The organism is Wolbachia endosymbiont of Spodoptera picta (assembly GCF_018141665.1).
Taxonomy (GTDB): Bacteria; Pseudomonadota; Alphaproteobacteria; order Rickettsiales; family Anaplasmataceae; genus Wolbachia.
This window is the reverse complement of record NZ_CP067976.1, coordinates 251,211-270,779: the sequence shown is the minus strand read 5'-3', so window position 1 is coordinate 270,779 and position 19,569 is coordinate 251,211. Positions and strand designations below refer to the sequence as shown.

The 19,569-nt window shown below is 33.0% G+C and carries 11 protein-coding genes and 2 pseudogenes; 12 read left to right on the top strand and 1 reads right to left on the bottom strand.

Going from position 1 to position 19,569, the window contains the following annotated elements:
• Positions 1 to 108: 108 nt before the first annotated feature.
• From JKF54_RS01115 to JKF54_RS01105, 3 genes and pseudogenes are all read left to right on the top strand, one after another.
• Positions 109 to 414: a head-tail joining protein gene (locus JKF54_RS01115; RefSeq protein ID WP_211908267.1), complete on the top strand. Its 306-nt coding sequence runs from the start codon at positions 109 to 111 to the stop codon at positions 412 to 414.
• Between the two features lie 498 nt (positions 415 to 912).
• Positions 913 to 2,226, top strand: a complete 1,314-nt coding sequence (gene ltrA / locus JKF54_RS01110; RefSeq protein ID WP_211907771.1) for a group II intron reverse transcriptase/maturase — start codon at positions 913 to 915, stop codon at positions 2,224 to 2,226.
• Positions 2,227 to 4,867: 2,641 nt separating this feature from the next.
• Positions 4,868 to 5,686 (top strand): annotated as a pseudogene (locus tag JKF54_RS01105) (AAA family ATPase); the annotation flags it as partial.
• 44 nt (positions 5,687 to 5,730) lie between these two features.
• Here JKF54_RS01105 and JKF54_RS06850 read toward each other — a convergent pair.
• Positions 5,731 to 6,876: pseudogene (locus JKF54_RS06850) on the bottom strand (IS3 family transposase).
• A gap of 121 nt (positions 6,877 to 6,997) precedes the next feature.
• Here JKF54_RS06850 and JKF54_RS01085 point away from each other — a divergent pair.
• From JKF54_RS01085 to JKF54_RS01045, 9 genes are all read left to right on the top strand, one after another.
• Positions 6,998 to 8,254 (top strand): AAA family ATPase, encoded by a 1,257-nt coding sequence (locus tag JKF54_RS01085; protein WP_246433207.1) that lies wholly within the window; start codon positions 6,998 to 7,000, stop codon positions 8,252 to 8,254.
• A gap of 607 nt (positions 8,255 to 8,861) precedes the next feature.
• Complete coding sequence (locus JKF54_RS01080; protein WP_246433206.1) at positions 8,862 to 9,599, top strand: NTP transferase domain-containing protein; 738 nt, start codon at positions 8,862 to 8,864, stop codon at positions 9,597 to 9,599.
• Positions 9,600 to 9,724: 125 nt separating this feature from the next.
• The gene (locus JKF54_RS01075) at positions 9,725 to 10,678 is read left to right on the top strand and encodes an NAD-dependent epimerase/dehydratase family protein (RefSeq protein WP_211908264.1); all 954 of its coding nucleotides are present in this window, start codon (positions 9,725 to 9,727) and stop codon (positions 10,676 to 10,678) included.
• Positions 10,635 to 12,962: a glycosyltransferase gene (locus JKF54_RS01070; RefSeq protein WP_211908263.1), complete on the top strand. Its 2,328-nt coding sequence runs from the start codon at positions 10,635 to 10,637 to the stop codon at positions 12,960 to 12,962. The genes JKF54_RS01075 and JKF54_RS01070 overlap by 44 nt, the downstream gene beginning before the upstream one ends.
• Positions 12,923 to 14,599 (top strand): WG repeat-containing protein, encoded by a 1,677-nt coding sequence (locus JKF54_RS01065; protein WP_211908066.1) that lies wholly within the window; start codon positions 12,923 to 12,925, stop codon positions 14,597 to 14,599. Before JKF54_RS01070 ends, JKF54_RS01065 begins: the two co-directional genes overlap by 40 nt.
• Before the next feature lie 4 nt (positions 14,600 to 14,603).
• Positions 14,604 to 15,593, top strand: a complete 990-nt coding sequence (locus JKF54_RS01060; RefSeq protein ID WP_211908674.1) for a phytanoyl-CoA dioxygenase family protein — start codon at positions 14,604 to 14,606, stop codon at positions 15,591 to 15,593.
• The gene (locus tag JKF54_RS01055; RefSeq protein WP_211908065.1) at positions 15,594 to 17,369 is read left to right on the top strand and encodes an ABC transporter ATP-binding protein; all 1,776 of its coding nucleotides are present in this window, start codon (positions 15,594 to 15,596) and stop codon (positions 17,367 to 17,369) included.
• A gap of 1 nt (position 17,370) precedes the next feature.
• A complete protein-coding gene (locus JKF54_RS01050) occupies positions 17,371 to 18,420 on the top strand; it encodes a threonine aldolase family protein (protein ID WP_211908672.1) in 1,050 nt (349 codons plus the stop codon).
• Positions 18,417 to 19,460, top strand: coding sequence for a threonine aldolase family protein (locus JKF54_RS01045; RefSeq protein ID WP_211908064.1), 1,044 nt, complete (start codon positions 18,417 to 18,419; stop codon positions 19,458 to 19,460). Before JKF54_RS01050 ends, JKF54_RS01045 begins: the two co-directional genes overlap by 4 nt.
• Positions 19,461 to 19,569: the final 109 nt, after the last annotated feature.

Genomic DNA, 19,569 nt, shown 5'->3' with positions numbered 1-19,569 from the left:
AGGGTCCCCACATAGAAAACTCTATTTATGACCTTAAAAATATACCATAAAAATATAAGATATGCAATATGTTTAAAATAATATGTAAAGACTTTTAGAAAAAATGGTATGCAGAAAAATATAAAGAGATTATTTAAAGATTGTTTTGCCCATTTAGGAGAGTTAGCTTTGTATGAGTCGAAAAATAAGGCGTACATGGTACAAGTATTAAAGCAAGAGCCAGATAAATTATACGAGATTGGTGAAGGGCAATTTGTGGAAGAAACTTTAGCGTTAGAAGTAAGTGCGTTTGATGTGTTAAAGCCAATAGTGGGAGATGTTTTTGTTATAGGTGATCGAAGATATAAAGTACACTCACCGCCACTTAGAGACAAGTCTGGAATAACGTGGAAAATAAAAGCGTCTGGGGTGTAAAATGTGTGCGCCAAGAAGTACGTAAGGAACAGTTGGTGAAAATCCAACACGGGTAAAGCTTAGCCAGCAACCTGGAACAAACCATTATGCTGCGTAAGGTAACGAGCGTAGTAAAGCTAATGGAATGGACAACATAGGGTGCAACGAAAGTGAAGGTATTGAGTCCCGTAATTCACGCGTCATGGGGGCCGACACTTTACATTTGGTGGAAGGCAACATGGGTAATAACGCTAAGGAAAGATATTACTCACCCCATCGGGATCGAAGGCCGCGTCATGTGTTGAGATGGACCTTACGTGAACTTGGGAGATCCTTTGTATTCCTGTAAGGGTACTCTGGAACAAGTCAATAAAGGCAAGGACTGGAGGAAGATGCAAAGGAAGTCGGACTAACTGATAGTACTCGGAGTGTGGGAAAGCCACATACAAGGGGAAGCGGTTAGCAATATAGTGACTGGTATAGGGATTGCTATACCAATACAACAGAGATTGGAGGAGTATGCAAGGAAAACTAAACCAGATAGCAGTAAGGGCTAAGCAAGATAAGCGAGTAAAATTTACATCGCTAGTTCATTTGATTAATGAAGAGAATCTTGCAGAGTGTTACAAGGAACTAAAACGCAACAAGGCTTGCGGTATAGATCGTGTGACAGTGGAAGCTTATGGAGAAAATCTAGAAGAGAAACTTAGAATGCTAGTGGATAGTATGAAGAGAAAGCAATACCGACCGCAACCAGTGAAAAGGGTATACATACCCAAAATTGGAAGCAAGGAAAAACGCGGTCTCGGAATACCATCAACAGAAGAAAAGTTGGTACAGGTAATGCTAAAGAAGATATTAGAAAATATTTATGAAGCAAACTTTATGGACAGCTCGTATGGATTTCGACCAGGAAGAAATTGTCATCAGGCGATAAACGTTCTAGATAAAGCAGTTATGCACAAACCAATTAACTATATTGTAGAAGTGGATATCAAGAAGTTCTTTGATAATGTTCAACATAAATGGCTAATGAATTGTCTAAGGGAACGAATAGCTGACCCAAATTTATTGTGGTTAATAAAACGATTTCTAAAGGCAGGAATAGTCGAAGTTGGATGTTATAAAGCAACCGATCAAGGCACACCACAAGGTGGTATAGTAAGCCCTGTATTAGCTAATATATACTTACACTATGTGCTGGACTTATGGTTTGAAAAGAAATTTAAGCCAAAAGCCAGAGGATATATACAGCTAATAAGGTTTTGCGACGATTTTGTAGTTGGCTGCGAGAGGGAAGAAGACGCAAAAGAATTTCTAGAATTACTGAAACAAAGACTAAGTAAATTTGGATTGGAAATAGCTGAAAATAAAACAAAAATAGTAAAGTTTGGTAAGAAAGAATGGTATCAAGCAGAAAGAGAGAAACGTAGGACGGCTAGCTTCAACTTTCTAGGATTTACACATTATTGTGGAAAAAGTCGTAATGGTAAACTTATGATGAAGCAGAAAACTTCAAAAATAAGCCTAGCTAGAAAGATTAAAGAAATCAAAGAGTGGTTGAAGATGGTACGAAGTCGTATCTGCCTCAAAGATTGGTGGCAGAAACTTAAAGCCAAACTAACAGGACACTATAGCTACTTCGGAGTTAGCGGAAATTATCGGTGTTTGATTCAATTCAATCGACTGGCAACAAAGTTAGCATTTAAGTGGATAAACCGACGTAGTCAAAAGAAAAGTATCGATTGGGAACAATTTATACACTATTTAAAAGTAAATCCATTACCAAAACCAAAGGTATATGTTTCTTTATACACAGGAGCACTAGTGTGAACGCTGTATTGTGGAGCCGTGTGCGGGAAATCCGCAAGCACGGTTCTTTTGGGGAGACTATGGTTATGAGACCAAATCGCTGATTTCAAGGTCATAAGTCTCTACCAGACCCCCCCACCCTTTAGAAAGCCCTATATCTCTGCTTTTCATCTACCAATAATATAGTGGAAATATAAATCTTTGTCTCTGCCATACACGATAAAATTAGAGACGTAAATAAATAAATTTGTCTCCACTTCAAGCGGTTTTTGTAGCTTCTGTTTCTTCTTTTATAGCAACAATTTCAAACTTTTTTCTTTATCTTCATCTACAATTTGTTTATAGAGATTATTTAAAATATTTCCTTAAGAGTTTTAAATAAAAGTCGTTATATTTCAATAAGACCTCCAAAATAACCAGCTCTTGTTATATATATTTACCTAAATTACAAAAGCTGTTCACTTTTTTGAAAAAATATTTTACAACAAATAAAAAACGTGATAGACTAGGGTAAGGTTTTTTTATAGCAAGTAAAAGTTTAAGGTAAAAGATAATTTAGAAGTGCCTCATAATCGAGTTTTAAGCTACCTTACATAAGTAACTTAGGTCTTAGTAGTATAATTGTATCCTGGAGTCGTAGAATCTTTTTAAAACGATATTATTAGCCATCTTGTTTTTTGTAAGCATTTATCTTTCATCTTTTTTTAGGTTATCCAAAATGCAATAGCAGGTTTTTCATATTTTTGTCTCTGTGTTGTATTTTTATTTAGGGCGATCTGATTCATTAAGTCTTTTGGAAATGGAAAAGTAATATTTTCACACACTAAGTGGCTAAAAGCATAGAAATTCAGTGAGTTAAGTATAGTATGTTTTTGTTCCTAATTTTTCAATTTTACTGGAAATCACAAAACTCAGAACAGCTTCTTATTCCTTAAAACCTTACTTTGAAGAATAGGCCACACATTTATCTTCCTTTGAGTGATGCCTTTAATTATCTTACAATAACTAGGTTTATGTCTACTAATATCATGAAATGCAGCTGGTCCACCTGTATGCGTAAGTAGTTAGAGTAGGTTATAGGCGACTTTAAAAAACCGGTTAATTGCCACTTGAGTTTATTTTTTAAATGACTTTTATATTTCGGTTAAAAATTAAAATGGACGGTATATTAGCCTTTTTGAAAACCATTTCAGTTGAGCAGATGGCCACCGCGGAACTTCTCTTAAGGTTTATATTATAATAAACTTATTACAGTTCATGTTTTTTTGCTTAACTTGTTATTAAAAAAGTAACAAATTAAACATTTAAGCGCGTTAATAATATTTAGGTAGGTATTATGAAAGGTACATATCCTATATGTTCTATTATTATATATTATTATTTATTATATATATAATATATAAGGTTTTACCTGAAACTGGGCTACACTCAAAAACCCTCTATAATCCTAGCTTTTAAAGCAATTAAGAAGTTTTTTTGAATTTCAAACTTAAATTACTCTTAACCCTTTAATATAGCCGGGTTTTTTCCTTTTTGGAGATTTCATTTTTCAATCTAAAATGGCTTAAACTGCCAAAAATCTATGTAATCTCGAATCTAAAGCACTTAATTCACAAATAATTATTATGAATAACTTTACTAATATAGCATTTTGTGGCTACTTCTTATAGACGGAAAATCTCTCCCCTGAGTATATTGTAAATGTGTTAAGCTCTATTAAAGTTTAATAGAAAAATCGTAATGAAAAAAATTTTAGAGCAATTCATATTTCGGACTGCATTTCTAGTATATATCGTTTAGAAAAGAAGTCATTTAGTGGAGTATGAAAGCTAATAGAAAGCGGAGTTGTGCAAAATTTTTTAAAAAAGTGAACAGTTTTTATAATTTTGGTGAACATATATAGTAAGGGAACAGTGTAAGTTTAAAGTTAGATGTTTTTATAATAAGGAGTAAAAGTGTTTTGGAAAAATTTCCCTCACTTCCGGAAAGATCGATAAGGGATCCGGTATACTATAGTAAATGGTACAGAAATATAAGCATCTCTTGAGTTATGTTAATAAGTGAACTTAGTTTATGCAGTAAGCAACTGTCATAAATTTTCTACCATATAGGTATATTTACTTATTAAAGTAAGCTTCAAAATGCAAATCATTTGGCAAACCTACCAAATAACCAGATGAACTTACAAAGAGAAATACAAGAAAATCAATACCTTAAGAGAATTTCAAATGGCAAATAAAATTTCATTTGGCAAAATTGCCAATCGGCTCCAAAGCTGCGTATATGTGGAGGTTTAACCAAAATGTTAAATGGCAAATTTCCTTATATATAATATATATTACATACTATAAATATGTAATATATCAATGTGACAAAATAGAAGCATTATGATTATTTAATAGGAAGTTGACATAGTGAGGAAAATATTGTAGAATTACATTAGAGTATTTTCTCTTAAAAGAAAGAAAACTCTAAGAGCCTTCAATCTTACCTTTACTATAAACCTGAACTGACTTCCTTCACTTATTAATATATTTTCAAGCTTTGCCAAGAGAACCACCTACTACATTTTTTACTTCATGATTAAGAGAACAAGACCGCAACCAATATAGCCTTGCTCAAAAACCTTTCAAACACTTAACTTTAAAAGGAGCTTCAACCTATGGTACAAGATTTTTTAACTGATGTCAAAGAAAAAAATACTTTAAATTATGATTTTAACGACGCTGTCTCACATTTAGAACCATTAGAACAATTTGATGTAGAAGAAATAAAAAGACAACTATTATTAAACATCAGATCATGCCTCTCTTATTTATTTCCAAGAGGAACTTTTCATGGTGATAAATTTCAGGTAGGTGATGTACAAGGTAATAAAGGCAAAAGCCTCAAAGTTGAATTAGCGTATGGCAAGGTCGGATTATGGATTGATTTTGCAACTGGGGACGGTGGTGACATTATTGATCTTTGGGCAGCTGCACATGGGAAAAACGCTAAAATAGAATTTGTTGAAGTAATTTCTTCGATAAGTGAATGGATAGGATGTAACAAGCGACCTACTAAAGAGCAAAAGAGAATAACTCAATGGGACTATCTCGATCAGGATAATCAGTTGATTGCCAGCAAATATCGTTATGATACTGCTTCAGGAAAAAGTTATCAACCATTTGATGCTAAAAAATCTACCTTTACTGCACCTGAGATCAGGCCTCTGTATAACATTCCAGACATCACTAAATCTGATAGAGTGATATTGGTAGAAGGGGAAAAATGTGCTGAGCTACTCATAGAACAAGGGATCACTGCAACAACAGCAATGTTTGGAGCAAAAGCACCTATTGAGAAAACTGATTGGACTCCACTTAAAGGTAAACACATTATTATATGGCCAGATAACGATGATCCTGGAAAAGATTATGCTCAAGAAGCCGCAAAAAAGCTTTCTGGTTTTGGAGTTGCATCACTTTCTATTCTCAAGATTTGACCTTACCCAGAAAAAGTAGAGAGGAAGTTAAGACGTTTTTGTCATGAAAATGATGCATCAAATTGTTCAGGGATGCAATAGTTAATAGTAGAATGACGTCGTTGTTTATTATAAAAAATTTCAATGTATTCAAATATGGCAGTTCTAGCTTGTTGAGCAGAGTGTTGTGAAGGATCAATAAGTAGCTCTCTTTTGAGTGAGCTTTTCTGTAGGTGAGTTATCATAACAACAACCCTTATGACTCATGCTAGAGATAATATTTTCTCTATTTAATAAGAATTGGTAATTTTTAGAAGTATATTGTGACCCTTGATCACTATGAAACAGTAGATCTTTGGCGGGTTTGCGTTTATTAACAGCCATAAATAAAGCATCTATAATTAATTGTTTATCCATTGAACTACTCATTGACCAACCAACTACCATACGTGAATATAAGTCAATTATTGCTGCCAAATATAGCCAGCCTTCTTTGGTTTTTATATAAGTAATATCAGTTACCCATACCTTATTGGGCTGGTCCGTAGTAAAATTTTGATCCAGGATATTTGGAGCTATAATCCTACTGTCTGTTTGCTGTTTTTTAGTTTTGAATCTTCTTCTAAGCTTAGCTTGAATGCCATTTTTTTGCATTACATCTTGCACTGTTTTGATGTTATAATTTTTGCCTAAAGCTTTTAGTTCAGCATGGATTTTAGGAGCTCCGTACCTGCATTGTGATGCTTGATATATTTTTTGAATATCTGCTAGAAGCTCCTCTCTTGCTAATTCTTTATTGCTTTTCTCCTGAGCAACCCATTTATAATAACCACAAGCAGATACATTTAAAAACCTACATAACTCCTGTATTTTATAGCTGTTTCTATGATCTTTTATAAAAGAATATTTTACTCCTTTTGGCTGGCAAAATATCCCAGGGCTTTTTTTAAAATGTCTCTTTCCCTAGTTATTCTTGCTAACTCTTTCTTTAAGTCAAACCTTTCTTTGTCATAAGGAGCTAACTTTCCTTTACCTGGAAATGCATCTACTCCTGACATTTTTTCATTATATTTTCTTACCCATCTGCTTAATAAATCTCCACTCATACCTAAATCTCTTGCTATTTTTGCTGACGGTTGACCTGTTTCTCTTACTAGTTTTATTGCTTCCAATTTAAACTCTATTGTATATTCCCTTCTGTTTCCCATATTACACCTCTTTGAAAAAACGTTCTATTTTACTTCAAAAACGTCTTAACTTCCTCTCTACTTTTTCTGGGTAAGGTCAATTCCTCAAGATAAGCCAAAATCTTGGGATGCTGCAGATAGTGTGCTAGAAGGAATGAACGTTGAAGAATTTATCCTTAACAACAAAAGCCCTTATTCTTCAAGAAAGTCAAAAAGAATTGATACTACAGTTTGGACCAATATCCCTCCAGAAAGAAAGTGGGTTATTAAGGATTGGCTCCCTGTAGGAAGTGTTACAGCTCTTTATGGTGATGGTGGTGTTGGAAAACCTCTCCTTGCTCAACAATTAATGACAGACGCTGCTTTTGGTAAACCTTGGCTTGGAATAGATCTGGAAAAAATAAAGACATATGGTGTGTTCTGTGAAGATGATGAAGAAGAACTTTGGCGTCGGCAATGCGCAATAAATGAATTTTATCAATCAGGTATGGAATCTTCTGATTTTCAGGATAATGTTGGCTTATGGTCACGAGCAGGGCACAATAATCAACTTATGGTTTTTAATAACAAAGATACTGGTCAATTAACTACGTACTTTCAAGAGTTACTTGAGGATATTGAATCGTTTCAGCCGAAGCTTGTGATATTAGATACAGCAGCAGACCTATTTGGAGGAAATGAAAACGACCGTTCTCATGTGAGACAATTTATTCAAGGTTGTTGTGGTCGAATAGCTCAAGCAATAAAAGGAGCTGTTTTATTACTTGCCCACCCTTCTGATGCGGGAATAATACGTAAAACTGGCACAGGCGGTTCAACAGCATGGAATAATACAGTAAGGTCTCGTTGGTATTTGACTAGACCAGATAAAGCTAATGCTTCTCCTGATGAGAGAATTTTATCGCGCAAAAAATCTAACTATTCGCAGTGCAATAACGGGCAAATGACACTTTACTGGAAAAATGGGGCATTTGTACATGACAATTCAGTTTTAAATTCAGAACCAATAATCAGAGATCAATATAGTAAAAAGTTGGATTTAGAACGGATGAGAAAACATGAGGTTATCTTGAGTTTAATTCGCAGTAGCGCATATCAAGGTAATATTTATACTGCTGGACAATTTGCAAAGCGTTTTGAAGGAGAAGAGGGTCTTGGCAGTGAGCGCAATATTAGAGAAAGAATAAATAATCTTGCAACTCTTGGACAGATTAAATTCTTTCGTAATGCTGCAGGATATGGGACCAATTCTAAATATGGATTTCTTTGTGTGCAGGATATGGAATTTAAAGTTTCAGTAGGAGATAAAGTAGAGCACAAGTTAATAAAGCCAACACATTACTATCTACAAGCAAATGGTGCGGTCTTGCCTATTAAAGATTTAGATATTTTGTGGTAATTTTTCAAAAAGTTTCTGAAAATAGCAATTACTTTTTTGTTTACAAACAGCCTATGTTTTCACTTATTCAAATTTTCAGAATGTTCAGAACATTTAAGAGGGGTAAGTGAGTTTTCTAAAAAACTTTCATACAAAATTTTCTTTACAATGAATAAAAATGACGACAAAATCATGCACAAGTTTATTTTATACTAATAGAATTAACAAAAGTACCTTTTATTCAAATTTTAAAGGGCATTACAGACGCTAAAGAGGTACAATCGATTTGTGTGTTTTGGGCAAACTCGCTTTAAAACTTAATTACAGGCTTTTTGGTGAATTAAGCAGTAGTTACCTTATTTCAAACAGAGTGGTCTAAGAGGTTTCATCAATAAAAACCATACTTGAAAGTAGCACACACTCAATTATAACTATGGGGCGTCTCTTTCTAAAATTTTACTTAAGAATTGCTAAGAATTACTACAGATGCTAATTTAACGAATTTTGTCTGTTCGATGGTAGTTATCTTCGTCTAGATCATTTAGAAAATCAAAGTGGACTTTACATCTTACTAATTATAAATTAACTTACTACCTAATCAATTCCTGAATTATGTATGAGTAAAATTTTGATAATATTAGCAGCAGGAAAGAGCAGTAGAATGAATTCTGAATATTCAAAAGCGTTGCACCAAGTGGGAAATCTTACTCTTTTAGAACATGTAATTTCTAATGCAAAATTGCTGAGTCTAAAAAGCTTATCAATTGTTGTTAACAACTCCCTTCTAAAAGATTTAGAAAAGTTTGATACCCTAAAAAGTATAATCGATCAATACAATATAAAACTAATAATTCAAGAAGATATTACAGGTACTGGCACTGCAGTTAAAATTGCTCTAGAAAATCTGGAGGACTTATCTGATCAAGACATAGTTTTAATACAGTATGGAGACACTCCCTTTATATCTAGTGATACAGTTATGAAAATGACTGATTGTTTAAAGTATAATAATTTAGTTCTTCTTGGATTCAATAGTCAAGATGAACAATATGGAAGATTAGTAATTGATAATTACGGAAATGTTCAAAAAATCCTAAAAAATGGAGATAAAATGCTTCTTGCAAACTCTGGAATAATAGTTTCATATGCTAAAGATCTTTTTACCTTAGTAAAAGAAATAAAATTTAATAATTCGACCAATGAATATTGTCTTAATGATATAGTGCCCATTGCAGCAAACAATAACTTGGGTGTAGGTTATGTAGTTTCTGATGAAAGAGAAGCAATGGGAGTAAATAATAAGGAGGATTTGATTAAAGCCGAACACTATTTTCAAGAAAGAAGGCAGCCAACTTTTCTTTCATAACTACATTTTTTTATTCATTAATTTAAGTTGACATTTGTTTTATACTGGGTTTATAATACCTTTTGATTCTTACTTGTAAGATAATTGGTACGACAAATTTTCCTATTTGTAGTGAGAGGGTATACATGGGGATATTAATAACAGGTGCCGCAGGTTTGATAGGGTCAACCTTGGTGAAAAAGTTAGAAAACCAAGGCCATGAAGTAATAAGCTGCGATATTAGGTTTCGCGATAATCCACTCAGTTTTTTTTCAGAAGATATAGTACCACTACTTGCTCAGTGTACAGGAATCATTCATCTGGCTGCAATTTCTAGAGTTATACATGGTGAACTTTATCCTACACTGTGTCAAAAAATTAATGTTGATGGTACAATGCGGTTTTTAGGGTTATGTAAGTCACTTCCAAATAAACCATGGTTTATATATGCAAGTAGTAGGGAAGTCTATGGAGAGCAGAAGGAACTGCCAGTTACAGAATCTGCTAGTATCGATCCAATAAATAATTATGCAAAAGGTAAAGCATTTATTGAGGAACAAATAACAAGTTCAAAAGATTTTAATGTAGCAATATTACGCTTTTCAAATGTATACGGTGGTTTACTAGATCATAACAGTAGAGTAATTCCTGCACTCTGTATTAATGCATTAAGAGGTGATCCAATTAAAATAGAAGGTAAAGAATGTGTTTTTGATTTTACCTATTTGGATGATGTTATAGAGGGTATATGCTTAACTGTTAAATATTTACAAAGCGAAAAATCTTCTCTTCCTGCTATTCATCTTACTACTAATAGCCCATGTACTTTAGAAAACTTAGCAAAAACAATATTAAAAGTCACGAAAAGTGATTCTAGAATTGATTTTTATCCTCCAAGAAATTTTGATGTAACTAAGTTCCATGGTGATTTTACTAGAGCTAAAGAGCTACTTGGTTGGTCTCCAAAACATTCATTAGAAGTAGGATTAAGTAAATTTATAAAAAGTCTACAAAACAATACACAAGAATATCCTAACAATATAGATATGGTAATATATGAAAATATTAAAAGCTATTCATGGTTACCCTCCTTATTATAGTGCTGGTTCAGAGGTTTATAGCCAAACTCTTGCTCATGAACTAGCAAATAACAATGAGGTACAAGTATTTACTAGGTATGAAAATAGCTTTTTACCTGATTTTTATTACACTACAGTACTAGATCGTAGTGATTCCAGAATCCTACTGCATTTAATTAATATACCCATAGCTAAATACCGTTACAAATTTATTAATGAAGAAGTAGATATACAATTTAAAAGAGTAATAGATAACTTTCAGCCAGATCTTATACATTTTGGTCATCTTAATCATCTATCAATTACTTTACCAGAAATTGCTTTTAAAGAAAATATACCTACAATTTTTACGCTACATGACTTTTGGTTAATGTGTCCAAGAGGAAGGTTTATTCAACGCAATTCTGAAGATTTGTTACGGCTTTGTGATGGACAAAAGGATCAAAAATGTGCAACCCAATGTTACAAAGGATATTTTACAGGAGATGAAGAATTCCTGAATTTAGACATAAATTATTGGGAACAATGGGTTGCAACTAGAATGAAGCACACAAGGAAAATAATAGACTATATAGATTACTTTATTTCCCCATCGAAATTCTTGATGGACAAATTTACTCAGGATTTTAATGTTCCGATAAACAAAATTTCTTATCTTGATTATGGTTTTGATCTCAATCGTCTTAAGAATAGAAATAGAGTACAAGAAAAAGAGTTTATTTTCGGTTATATTGGTACTCATACTCCCGAAAAAGGTGTTAATCTATTATTGAAAGCTTTTTCTCACTTATCATCTAAAGCAAAACTTAGAATTTGGGGAGCAGCAAGAGAAGAAACTAAAGCTTTAAAAGCGATTGCCGATCAGTTTTCACCTGTTGTTAAAGAAAGAATAGAGTGGATGGGAAGTTATGATAATAAGAATATAGTTACTGACGTATTTAATAAAGTTGATGCAATAGTCGTTCCTTCAATTTGGGGTGAAAATTCACCGTTAGTAATACATGAAGCACAGCAACTTAGAATACCAGTTATAACAGCCGATTATGGTGGTATGGCAGAATATGTAAGAGATGGACTATTATTTAAGCACAGAGATGCAAGTAGTTTATCAGAAAAAATGCAAATCCTATCTACAGATCAGGGGTTATATAGTAAACTTACCCAAAAAGGCTATCCTTATACTGAAAATGGAAATATACCTTCTATAGGTGAGCATACTGAGAAACTTAACAAGATTTACCGTAATGCTATTGAAAAGAAAGGCAAATCAGTAGCTGTTAAACCTGGTCCTTGGAGAATTACTTTTGATACTAATCCAGATTACTGCAATTTTGCTTGTATAATGTGCGAATGTTTTTCACCATACAGCAAAGTTAAAGAAGAAAAGAAAGCTAAAGGAATAAAACCTAAGATACTGTCGATAGAAACTATCAGAAAAGTAATTAAGGAAGCAGCTGGCACACCTTTAAGGGAAATCATTCCTTCTACTATGGGTGAGCCTTTAATGTATAAAAGCTTTGATGAAATAATCAATTTGTGCCATGAGTTCGGCCTTAAGCTTAACCTCACAACCAATGGTTCTTTTCCTATTAAAGGAGCTAGAAAATGGGCTGAACTATTGGTACCAATTTTATCTGATGTTAAGATTTCCTGGAATGGGGCAACTAAAGAAACTCATGAAAAAATCATGAAAGGTTCAAAATGGGAAGTAGTGACAGAAAATTTAAAAACTTTCCTTGAAGTTAGAGATAAATACTTTAGCGATACAGGTGAAAGGTGTACCGTTACTTTACAATTAACATTTTTGGAAAGTAATTTACATGAACTCTATGACATAGTTAAGATGGCCATAAAAAATGGCATAGATAGAGTTAAAGGACATCATCTTTGGGCACATTTTGAGGAAATTAAGGATCTATCTATGAGAAGAGATGAATTAGCAATTAGTAGATGGAATACAGAGGTAAGAAGGTTATATGAGCTTAGAGATAATATGCTATTGCCAAATGGTAAAAAGATAAAATTAGAAAATTTTACAATCCTTTCTCAAGAAGGTATTAAGGATTTGGCTCCAGGTGGTCAATGCCCATTTTTAGGTAAAGAAGCATGGATAAACAATGAAGGAAAGTTTAGTCCTTGCTGTGCTCCAGATGAACTCCGTAAGACATTAGGAAATTTTGGTAATGTTAATGAGGTTAAACTCGAGGAAATATGGCAGAGTAGTGAGTACCTAAACTTACAAAAGAATTATTTAAATTACAAATTATGCAAAACATGCAACATGAGAAAACCTTTGATCAATTAATCAAAGATAATTTTAAATCTATTAAAATTTCACCGTGTGAGAGCTTTCACGAGTTGCTAGGAAATCCTTTATATGAAAATAGGTTTATAAAGGTTGGTAAATTTCATGAGCCCGGTCTTGCACCGGTTTATGATCAGACAGGTGCTTATCATATCAATGTAAGAGGAGAAGCAGTTTATCATAATAGATTTCTGAAAACTTTTGGATTCTACTTTAATAGAGCAGCCGTAGAAGATGATACAGGGTGTTACCATATTGATCCATCTGGATGTAGAGTATACAAACAGTCTTATCAATGGATTGGAAATTATCAGGAAGATGCTTGTGTAGTTAGAAGACATGATAAATGTTTTCATATTAATTTAAATGGCAACAGAATTTATCAGGAGGAATATGATTATGTTGGAGATTTTAAGGATGGTATCGCTGTAGTCTATAAGGATAGTAAAGCTACACATATTAATCATTATGGAAAGTTAGTACATAATAAATGGTATAAAAAACTTAATGTTTTTCATAAAGGGTATTCTATTGCAGAAGATCAACATGGTTGGTTTCATATAGATATTAATGGTGATCCTGTTTACCAGCAGAGATTTAAAATGGTAGAAGCATTTTATAATGGGATGGCAAAAGTTGAAACTTTTGAAGGTGTGTTAGGACAAATCGATATTACCGGAAATGTAAAGTTTAGTATTTTTGATTTAGGTAAAGAATCTCAAGTGCATAGGATTTCTGCAGAACTTTCAGCCTTTTGGAAAACTTACCTAACAAGCGTTGCTATTGAACTTGATTTGTTAAATATTTTACCTGCAACTACGCCAGTTTTATCTAAAAAGTTAAACATTATCGTACCAAATCTAGAAAGGCTGTTAAGGGCGTTGTGGGAAATAGGGTTTATTGATTACGATAAGGACAAGGACTTATGGCAACTATCATCAAAAGGTAAGTGTTTTAAGGGAATACCATTTTTGCCAAAAGCAGCAACGATGTGGGCAAGAGTTGCCGCTGAAAAGAATTGGTTAAATATTGCCGATATACTAAAACAGAAGTCAATCTCTTCATTTGAATCTTTTAAGGAAAGAGAAGCATCAGAAAATAAGAAAATAGCGTTTTACCAAGCATTGCTAGGATATTCTAGGTTTGATACTAAAGAGTTTAATTCTAGAATTAATATAGATGATGCTAAGAATATATTGCTATTTGGTGTACACTCTTTATTTCTTGCTTATTCTGATATACACAATAAAGGTTCTATAGGCCTATATAACGAACATAAAGTACCAAGACAGTTAGTAGAAAATTTAAAAGTCAAACTTATAACTCAGGAAGAACTATCAGTTACAAATTATGAATTAGGTGTCTTTTGCCGCTTTCTACAGCACTATGATGATGATAAAGTATTGTCTTATTTAAAATTGGTCAAAGGAATATCTCGTATTTTATTGATAGAAACTATTTTAGATTACCGCTCTCCAACTGGAGGCTCTGTAGATATTAATGTCATGGTTGAAACAGGAGGTAAACTAAGAACATTAAACGATTGGGAAAAAATACTCAAACAAGTAAAAGGATTCAAAATTTTTGCTGTTTTACCTTTAACAGATTACTTATCAGTTATTGATGTCAGATGTTAATCACATGGAAACATTACAAAAAAATGGTTTTTTTATTATCAAAAATCTGGTTCCTTTAGAGCTAATAATTCAGTCTTTAAGTGATATAACAAATAAGATATCAAAGCTATCCCAAGAAATAAGTGTTTCAACTTCTGACTACTTAAACTGTACCGGCAGATGGGGCATGTTATCTCAAGTAACTAGAATTATATCTCAAGCATTAGATAAAATTATTAAAAATTACCTTGAAAAGTCACTTCAGTGTCAGATACTGCAGAAAAAATCAAATGTTATATGTAAAACTGCTGATTTAATAGATGCAGTTCCCTTTCACCAAGACATCTCCTATAGTTTCAATGATCCTTACCACTTTTCCGTTTGGTTAGCTTTGAATAATGTAAGTGAAACTTCAGGTGCACTACAAATTATAGAAAACAGTCATAAATGGGAAATACAGCCTTTAGTTGATTTTTGGTACCCATATTTTTTTGATCAGTACTCAAACAACCGAGAAAATTACAAAATTAAGTCACTACCTATTTCAGCAGGAGATGCGATAGTTTTTGATTCACGGTTATGGCATGGTAGTGATAAGAATACAGATGCTAAAGATAGATTTGCTTATGTAACAAGGTGGATTATAAAAGATCAAGACCTTCCCTATGTGCCAAAACCTCAGCCTTCAGTTTTTGGTATACTCAATTGTGGTGAGTTAACAGAATCTATACTGAGAGAATGCTTGTCATTGTTTGGCTACCAGGAAAGTATAAAAGCAAAAAACATGGAAGAACTTATCAAGAGCTGGTTAGCCTTTATTACAGATACAACTACAAATATTTCTGAGATCGACACTACTGAGGCTAAGCGAGATTTATATAAGCTGCTTATTCTAAATCAAGCATCAGCACTACATGATGCTGGAGACATCTCAGGAAAAATATACAAAAATTTATGGTTTTCACTACTTGTATTTCTCAATAAAAAAGTCAACGTAGTGGAGCTAGCATTGTAAATGAACAGAAGTAGAGTTGATAGCTTCAAATGTGTATTGATGTTCATCTTGAATATAGTATCTAAATTCAAGCTTAATGTACTTATAATGTCTTTAGTTGCTCTGGTGGTAGCTGTTGATTTGTCTTTTAGAAAGTATTTAGTAAAAAATATTCTAGATACAGCTGTAAAATATCAGGAAGGTAATGTAATTGAAAATCTTTTATTACCTGTAAGCGCTTATCTTGGTATGGCATTACTTATCACTACTGCTTTTAGATTCTATGGCTATTTTGTTGACATTCGAATGTTTACCTTAATGCGTCAAAAAATAGCTGATATGTCTTTTTGTAGGCTACTCCAACAAGACCATTCCTATTATCAGAACAATTTATCCGGAAGTTTAGTACATAAGGCCAGTAACTTAATGGATAGTGTGATAGAGTTAATAAGATTGCTTATAGATTGTTTTTTCGGTTACAGCATAGCATTAGTCTTAGCTATTTATACCTTATCATTAGTAAACATAAAATTTGCAATCGCCACATTCACTTGGGTAAGCATTTTTATTTTAGTATCGATTTTCAGCTTTCGTGTACTTACTGAACTAGCTGATAATTACTCTAAACAAAATTCACAAGTAATAGCTAGTATAGCAGATAGTATTTTAAATGTTATATCAGTAAGGCTATTTTCTCAGCAAGCACATGAGAGACACAAATTTTTTCAAATATGCAAGAAAAGAACTATTGCAGAGAGAAAATTACAATGGGCATACTTTTGTCTTTGGTTTATATATGGCTATTCATTTGATATACTCCAAGCAGTAAACTTGTACTTTTTAATTTATGACTATCAATTGAACAAAATTGCAATAGGAGATATTGCTCTTGTACTTGGAATTAATATATCGATTATAGAGTTTCTTAACCATCTAACTAGGAATCTTACCCAATTTTCTACTCATTTCGGCAAAGTTTCAGATGCATTGCCAATCTTGACTACTGTACCAGAAATTCAAGATAAGGAAAATGCTAAAGAATTAAATTTATTAAGTGGAAGAATAACGTTTAACAATGTTTCTTTTTCTTATGAAGGTCAGGAGCCATTATTTCAAGATTTCTCAGTTACCATTAATCCTTGCGAAAAGGTAGGTCTAGTTGGTTATTCTGGAGGTGGTAAATCTACTTTTATAAACTTAATTCTAAGGCTATTTGATGTTAAAAAAGGTAATATACAGATTGATAATCAAATAGTATCAGAAGTTACACAGAGTTCTTTGAGGCAACAAATATCTGTAATACCTCAAGACCCATTGTTATTTCATGATACTATTTTAGCAAACATCATATATGGTAGACTTCAATCTACTATCGAAGAAATAATGAGAGCTGCAAAGCTGGCTGGTATTCACGATTTCATTATGACTCTACCAGATCAATATGGAACTACAGTCGGAGAAAAAGGCATCAAGCTATCTGGAGGAGAAAGACAAAGAATAATAATAGCCAGGGCATTTTTAAAAAACGCTCCAATATTATTTCTCGATGAACCAACTAGTCAGTTAGATTCTATAACAGAAAAAACAATTCAAATGAGTTTATTCAAATTGATGAAAAATAAAACTACGATTACTATAGCACACCGTATTTCTACACTTTTACACATGGACCGAATTCTAGTATTTAACAAAGGAAAAATTGTCCAAGATGGTAAACATGCTGAATTAGTTTCTAAGCAAGGTCTTTACAAGGAACTTTGGAATGCTCAAATTGGTTGTTTGAATGGCAAAAAATAAGATGGAAAAAATTATTGATCTGAGAAGTGACACTACAACTCTGCAGGGCTCCAACGTTATACATGCAATAAGTAATGCAACTGTTGGAGATTTTGCTTATGGTGAAGACAAAAGCTGTAATGACTTATCAGAATATTGCAAACAATTATTCAAAGTAGAAGAAGCATTATTTGTAACCAGCGGTATGCTTGCAAATAGATTAGCCATTGCCAGTCAAACAAGTCCTGGTGATGAACTAATAACTCATTATAATTACCACGTTAATTTTTTCGATAGCGCAGGCAATGCAAAAGTAAATAATATCGTATTTAACTGTATTAGAAATAATAGCGGAATCTTAGATGTTGATGAAGTAGAATATGCTATTAATTCTAAGCCGAGGTATAAAATTTTTGCTCAGGTGAGTCTTGTTTCTATAGAAAATAGTATAAATGGGTTTAATGGTAAAATTTATCCCTTTGAAAAACAAGTCGAGTTATATCACTTTTTAAAAGCTCACAATGTAAATCTTCATTTAGACGGTGCAAGAATATTTAATGCTCATATCGAAACAAATATTGCTTTAGCAGATTATGCTAAATATGTGGATACAATGAGCTTTTCTTTTACTAAAGGACTTGGCGCTCCTTTTGGTTCAATGCTTATGGGTAAAAGAGAGATAATTGAAAGGGCTAAAAAGCTACAGGTTTGGCTAGGTAGTGGTTATCATCAGATAGGGTATTGTGCTAATGCAGCAAAATACGTACTACAGAATAATATCTCTAGGCTTAAAGAAGATAATAAGCTCGCTAAATTGTTTGCAGATAAGATTAAAGAAATTCCACACATAAAACTGGTACTACCTTATCCAGAAACTAATATAGTAAGCTTCAGTATAAAAGCACTAAATGTAACTAATGAGGTTTTCTTGAGTAAGTGCCAAGCTTATGGTTTATTGCTTTTTCCTTGGCTCGAGTCTCATATAAGAGCAGTTACCCATCTTGGCACAAAGGAAACAGAAATCATGAAAGCTGCTGAAATTATAAAGGAGGTTGTGTTAAATTTAATATGAGAATAAAAATAGATTTCTTTAGCGATTCAAACACTGACCCTTCAGCTAAAATGAGGGAAGCGATGGCTAAAGCAAAAGTTGGAAACGAAGCTGCATGTGAAGATCCAACTGTAAACGAATTAGTGGCAACCGCATGTAAAATATTAGGTAAACCTGCAGGAATCTTTTTGATTTCAGGAACGATGTCCAATGTAATTGCTTATAAAGTACACATTCAAAGACCTGGTGATTACTTGCTGCTTGATGAAACTTCACATCCACTCATAGTACAATCTGGCTTGATCGCAGCCCAGGCACATGCCACTCCTTTGCCCATCAAAGGTACGAGAGGAATATTTACTGGAGAACAAATTGTTGAGTTTATTACTCGTCCTAGTTTAAGAAATATTCCGAGAGTTGGGCTTGTTTCTATCGAACAAACGACAAATTTTGGTGGTGGAGCTGTGTGGCCTTTAGAATATATTCAAGAGATCTCAAGTCTCTGCAAAGAGAATGACGTATTCACTCATTTAGATGGAGCAAGACTGTTCAACGCTTGTGCTCATACTAAAATATCTCCAAAAGAGTATGCAAGTTATTTTGATTCGATATTTATTGATTTTAGTAAAGGATTAGGTGCTCCAATGGGCGCAATATTGCTTGGAAGTGAAGATTTTATTGAAAAAGCTTGGTACTATAAGTTTCAAATTGGTGGAGGTATGCACCAAGCTGGCATTATTTCAGCTGCATGTTTATATGCTCTACATAATAATGTAAATTCTTTAGAAGAAGATCATAAAAAAATGCAGCACCTTATAGAAGGCCTAGGCTCTATAGATCAAGTTATAATTGATATCGACCTGTATAAAACTAATATAGCGTATTTTTCATTACATACTAATTGTATATCTACTCAAGAATTAATAAACGTACTAATGACAAATTATGGAATTAGAATGGCTAACATCAAAGGTAAAATCAGAGCTATAACACATAGAGATATAAGCTATGAAGATATTAATACTACTGTATCTGCTATAAGAAAGATACTAAGTAAGTAATTTTCTGCACTAATTGTTTGCAAACTTCTTGTCAAACAATATTATACCAATATAGTATTATGCTAGCATCTGCATAGAGCTATTTGGGAATAGGTGTGAACTTTGTCTT

Bases quoted from the DNA above. Each gene is read 5' to 3' on its own strand.
- JKF54_RS01070 (WP_211908263.1), top strand. From the start codon at position 10,635: ATGAAAATATTAAAAGCTATTCATGGTTACCCTCCTTATTATAGTGCT.
- JKF54_RS01060 (WP_211908674.1), top strand. From the start codon at position 14,604: ATGGAAACATTACAAAAAAATGGTTTTTTTATTATCAAAAATCTGGTT.
- JKF54_RS01065 (WP_211908066.1), top strand. From the start codon at position 12,923: ATGCAAAACATGCAACATGAGAAAACCTTTGATCAATTAATCAAAGAT.
- JKF54_RS01075 (WP_211908264.1), top strand. From the start codon at position 9,725: ATGGGGATATTAATAACAGGTGCCGCAGGTTTGATAGGGTCAACCTTG.
- JKF54_RS01045 (WP_211908064.1), top strand. From the start codon at position 18,417: ATGAGAATAAAAATAGATTTCTTTAGCGATTCAAACACTGACCCTTCA.
- JKF54_RS01115 (WP_211908267.1), top strand. From the start codon at position 109: ATGCAGAAAAATATAAAGAGATTATTTAAAGATTGTTTTGCCCATTTA.
- JKF54_RS01055 (WP_211908065.1), top strand. From the start codon at position 15,594: ATGAACAGAAGTAGAGTTGATAGCTTCAAATGTGTATTGATGTTCATC.
- ltrA (WP_211907771.1), top strand. From the start codon at position 913: ATGCAAGGAAAACTAAACCAGATAGCAGTAAGGGCTAAGCAAGATAAG.
- JKF54_RS01050 (WP_211908672.1), top strand. From the start codon at position 17,371: ATGGAAAAAATTATTGATCTGAGAAGTGACACTACAACTCTGCAGGGC.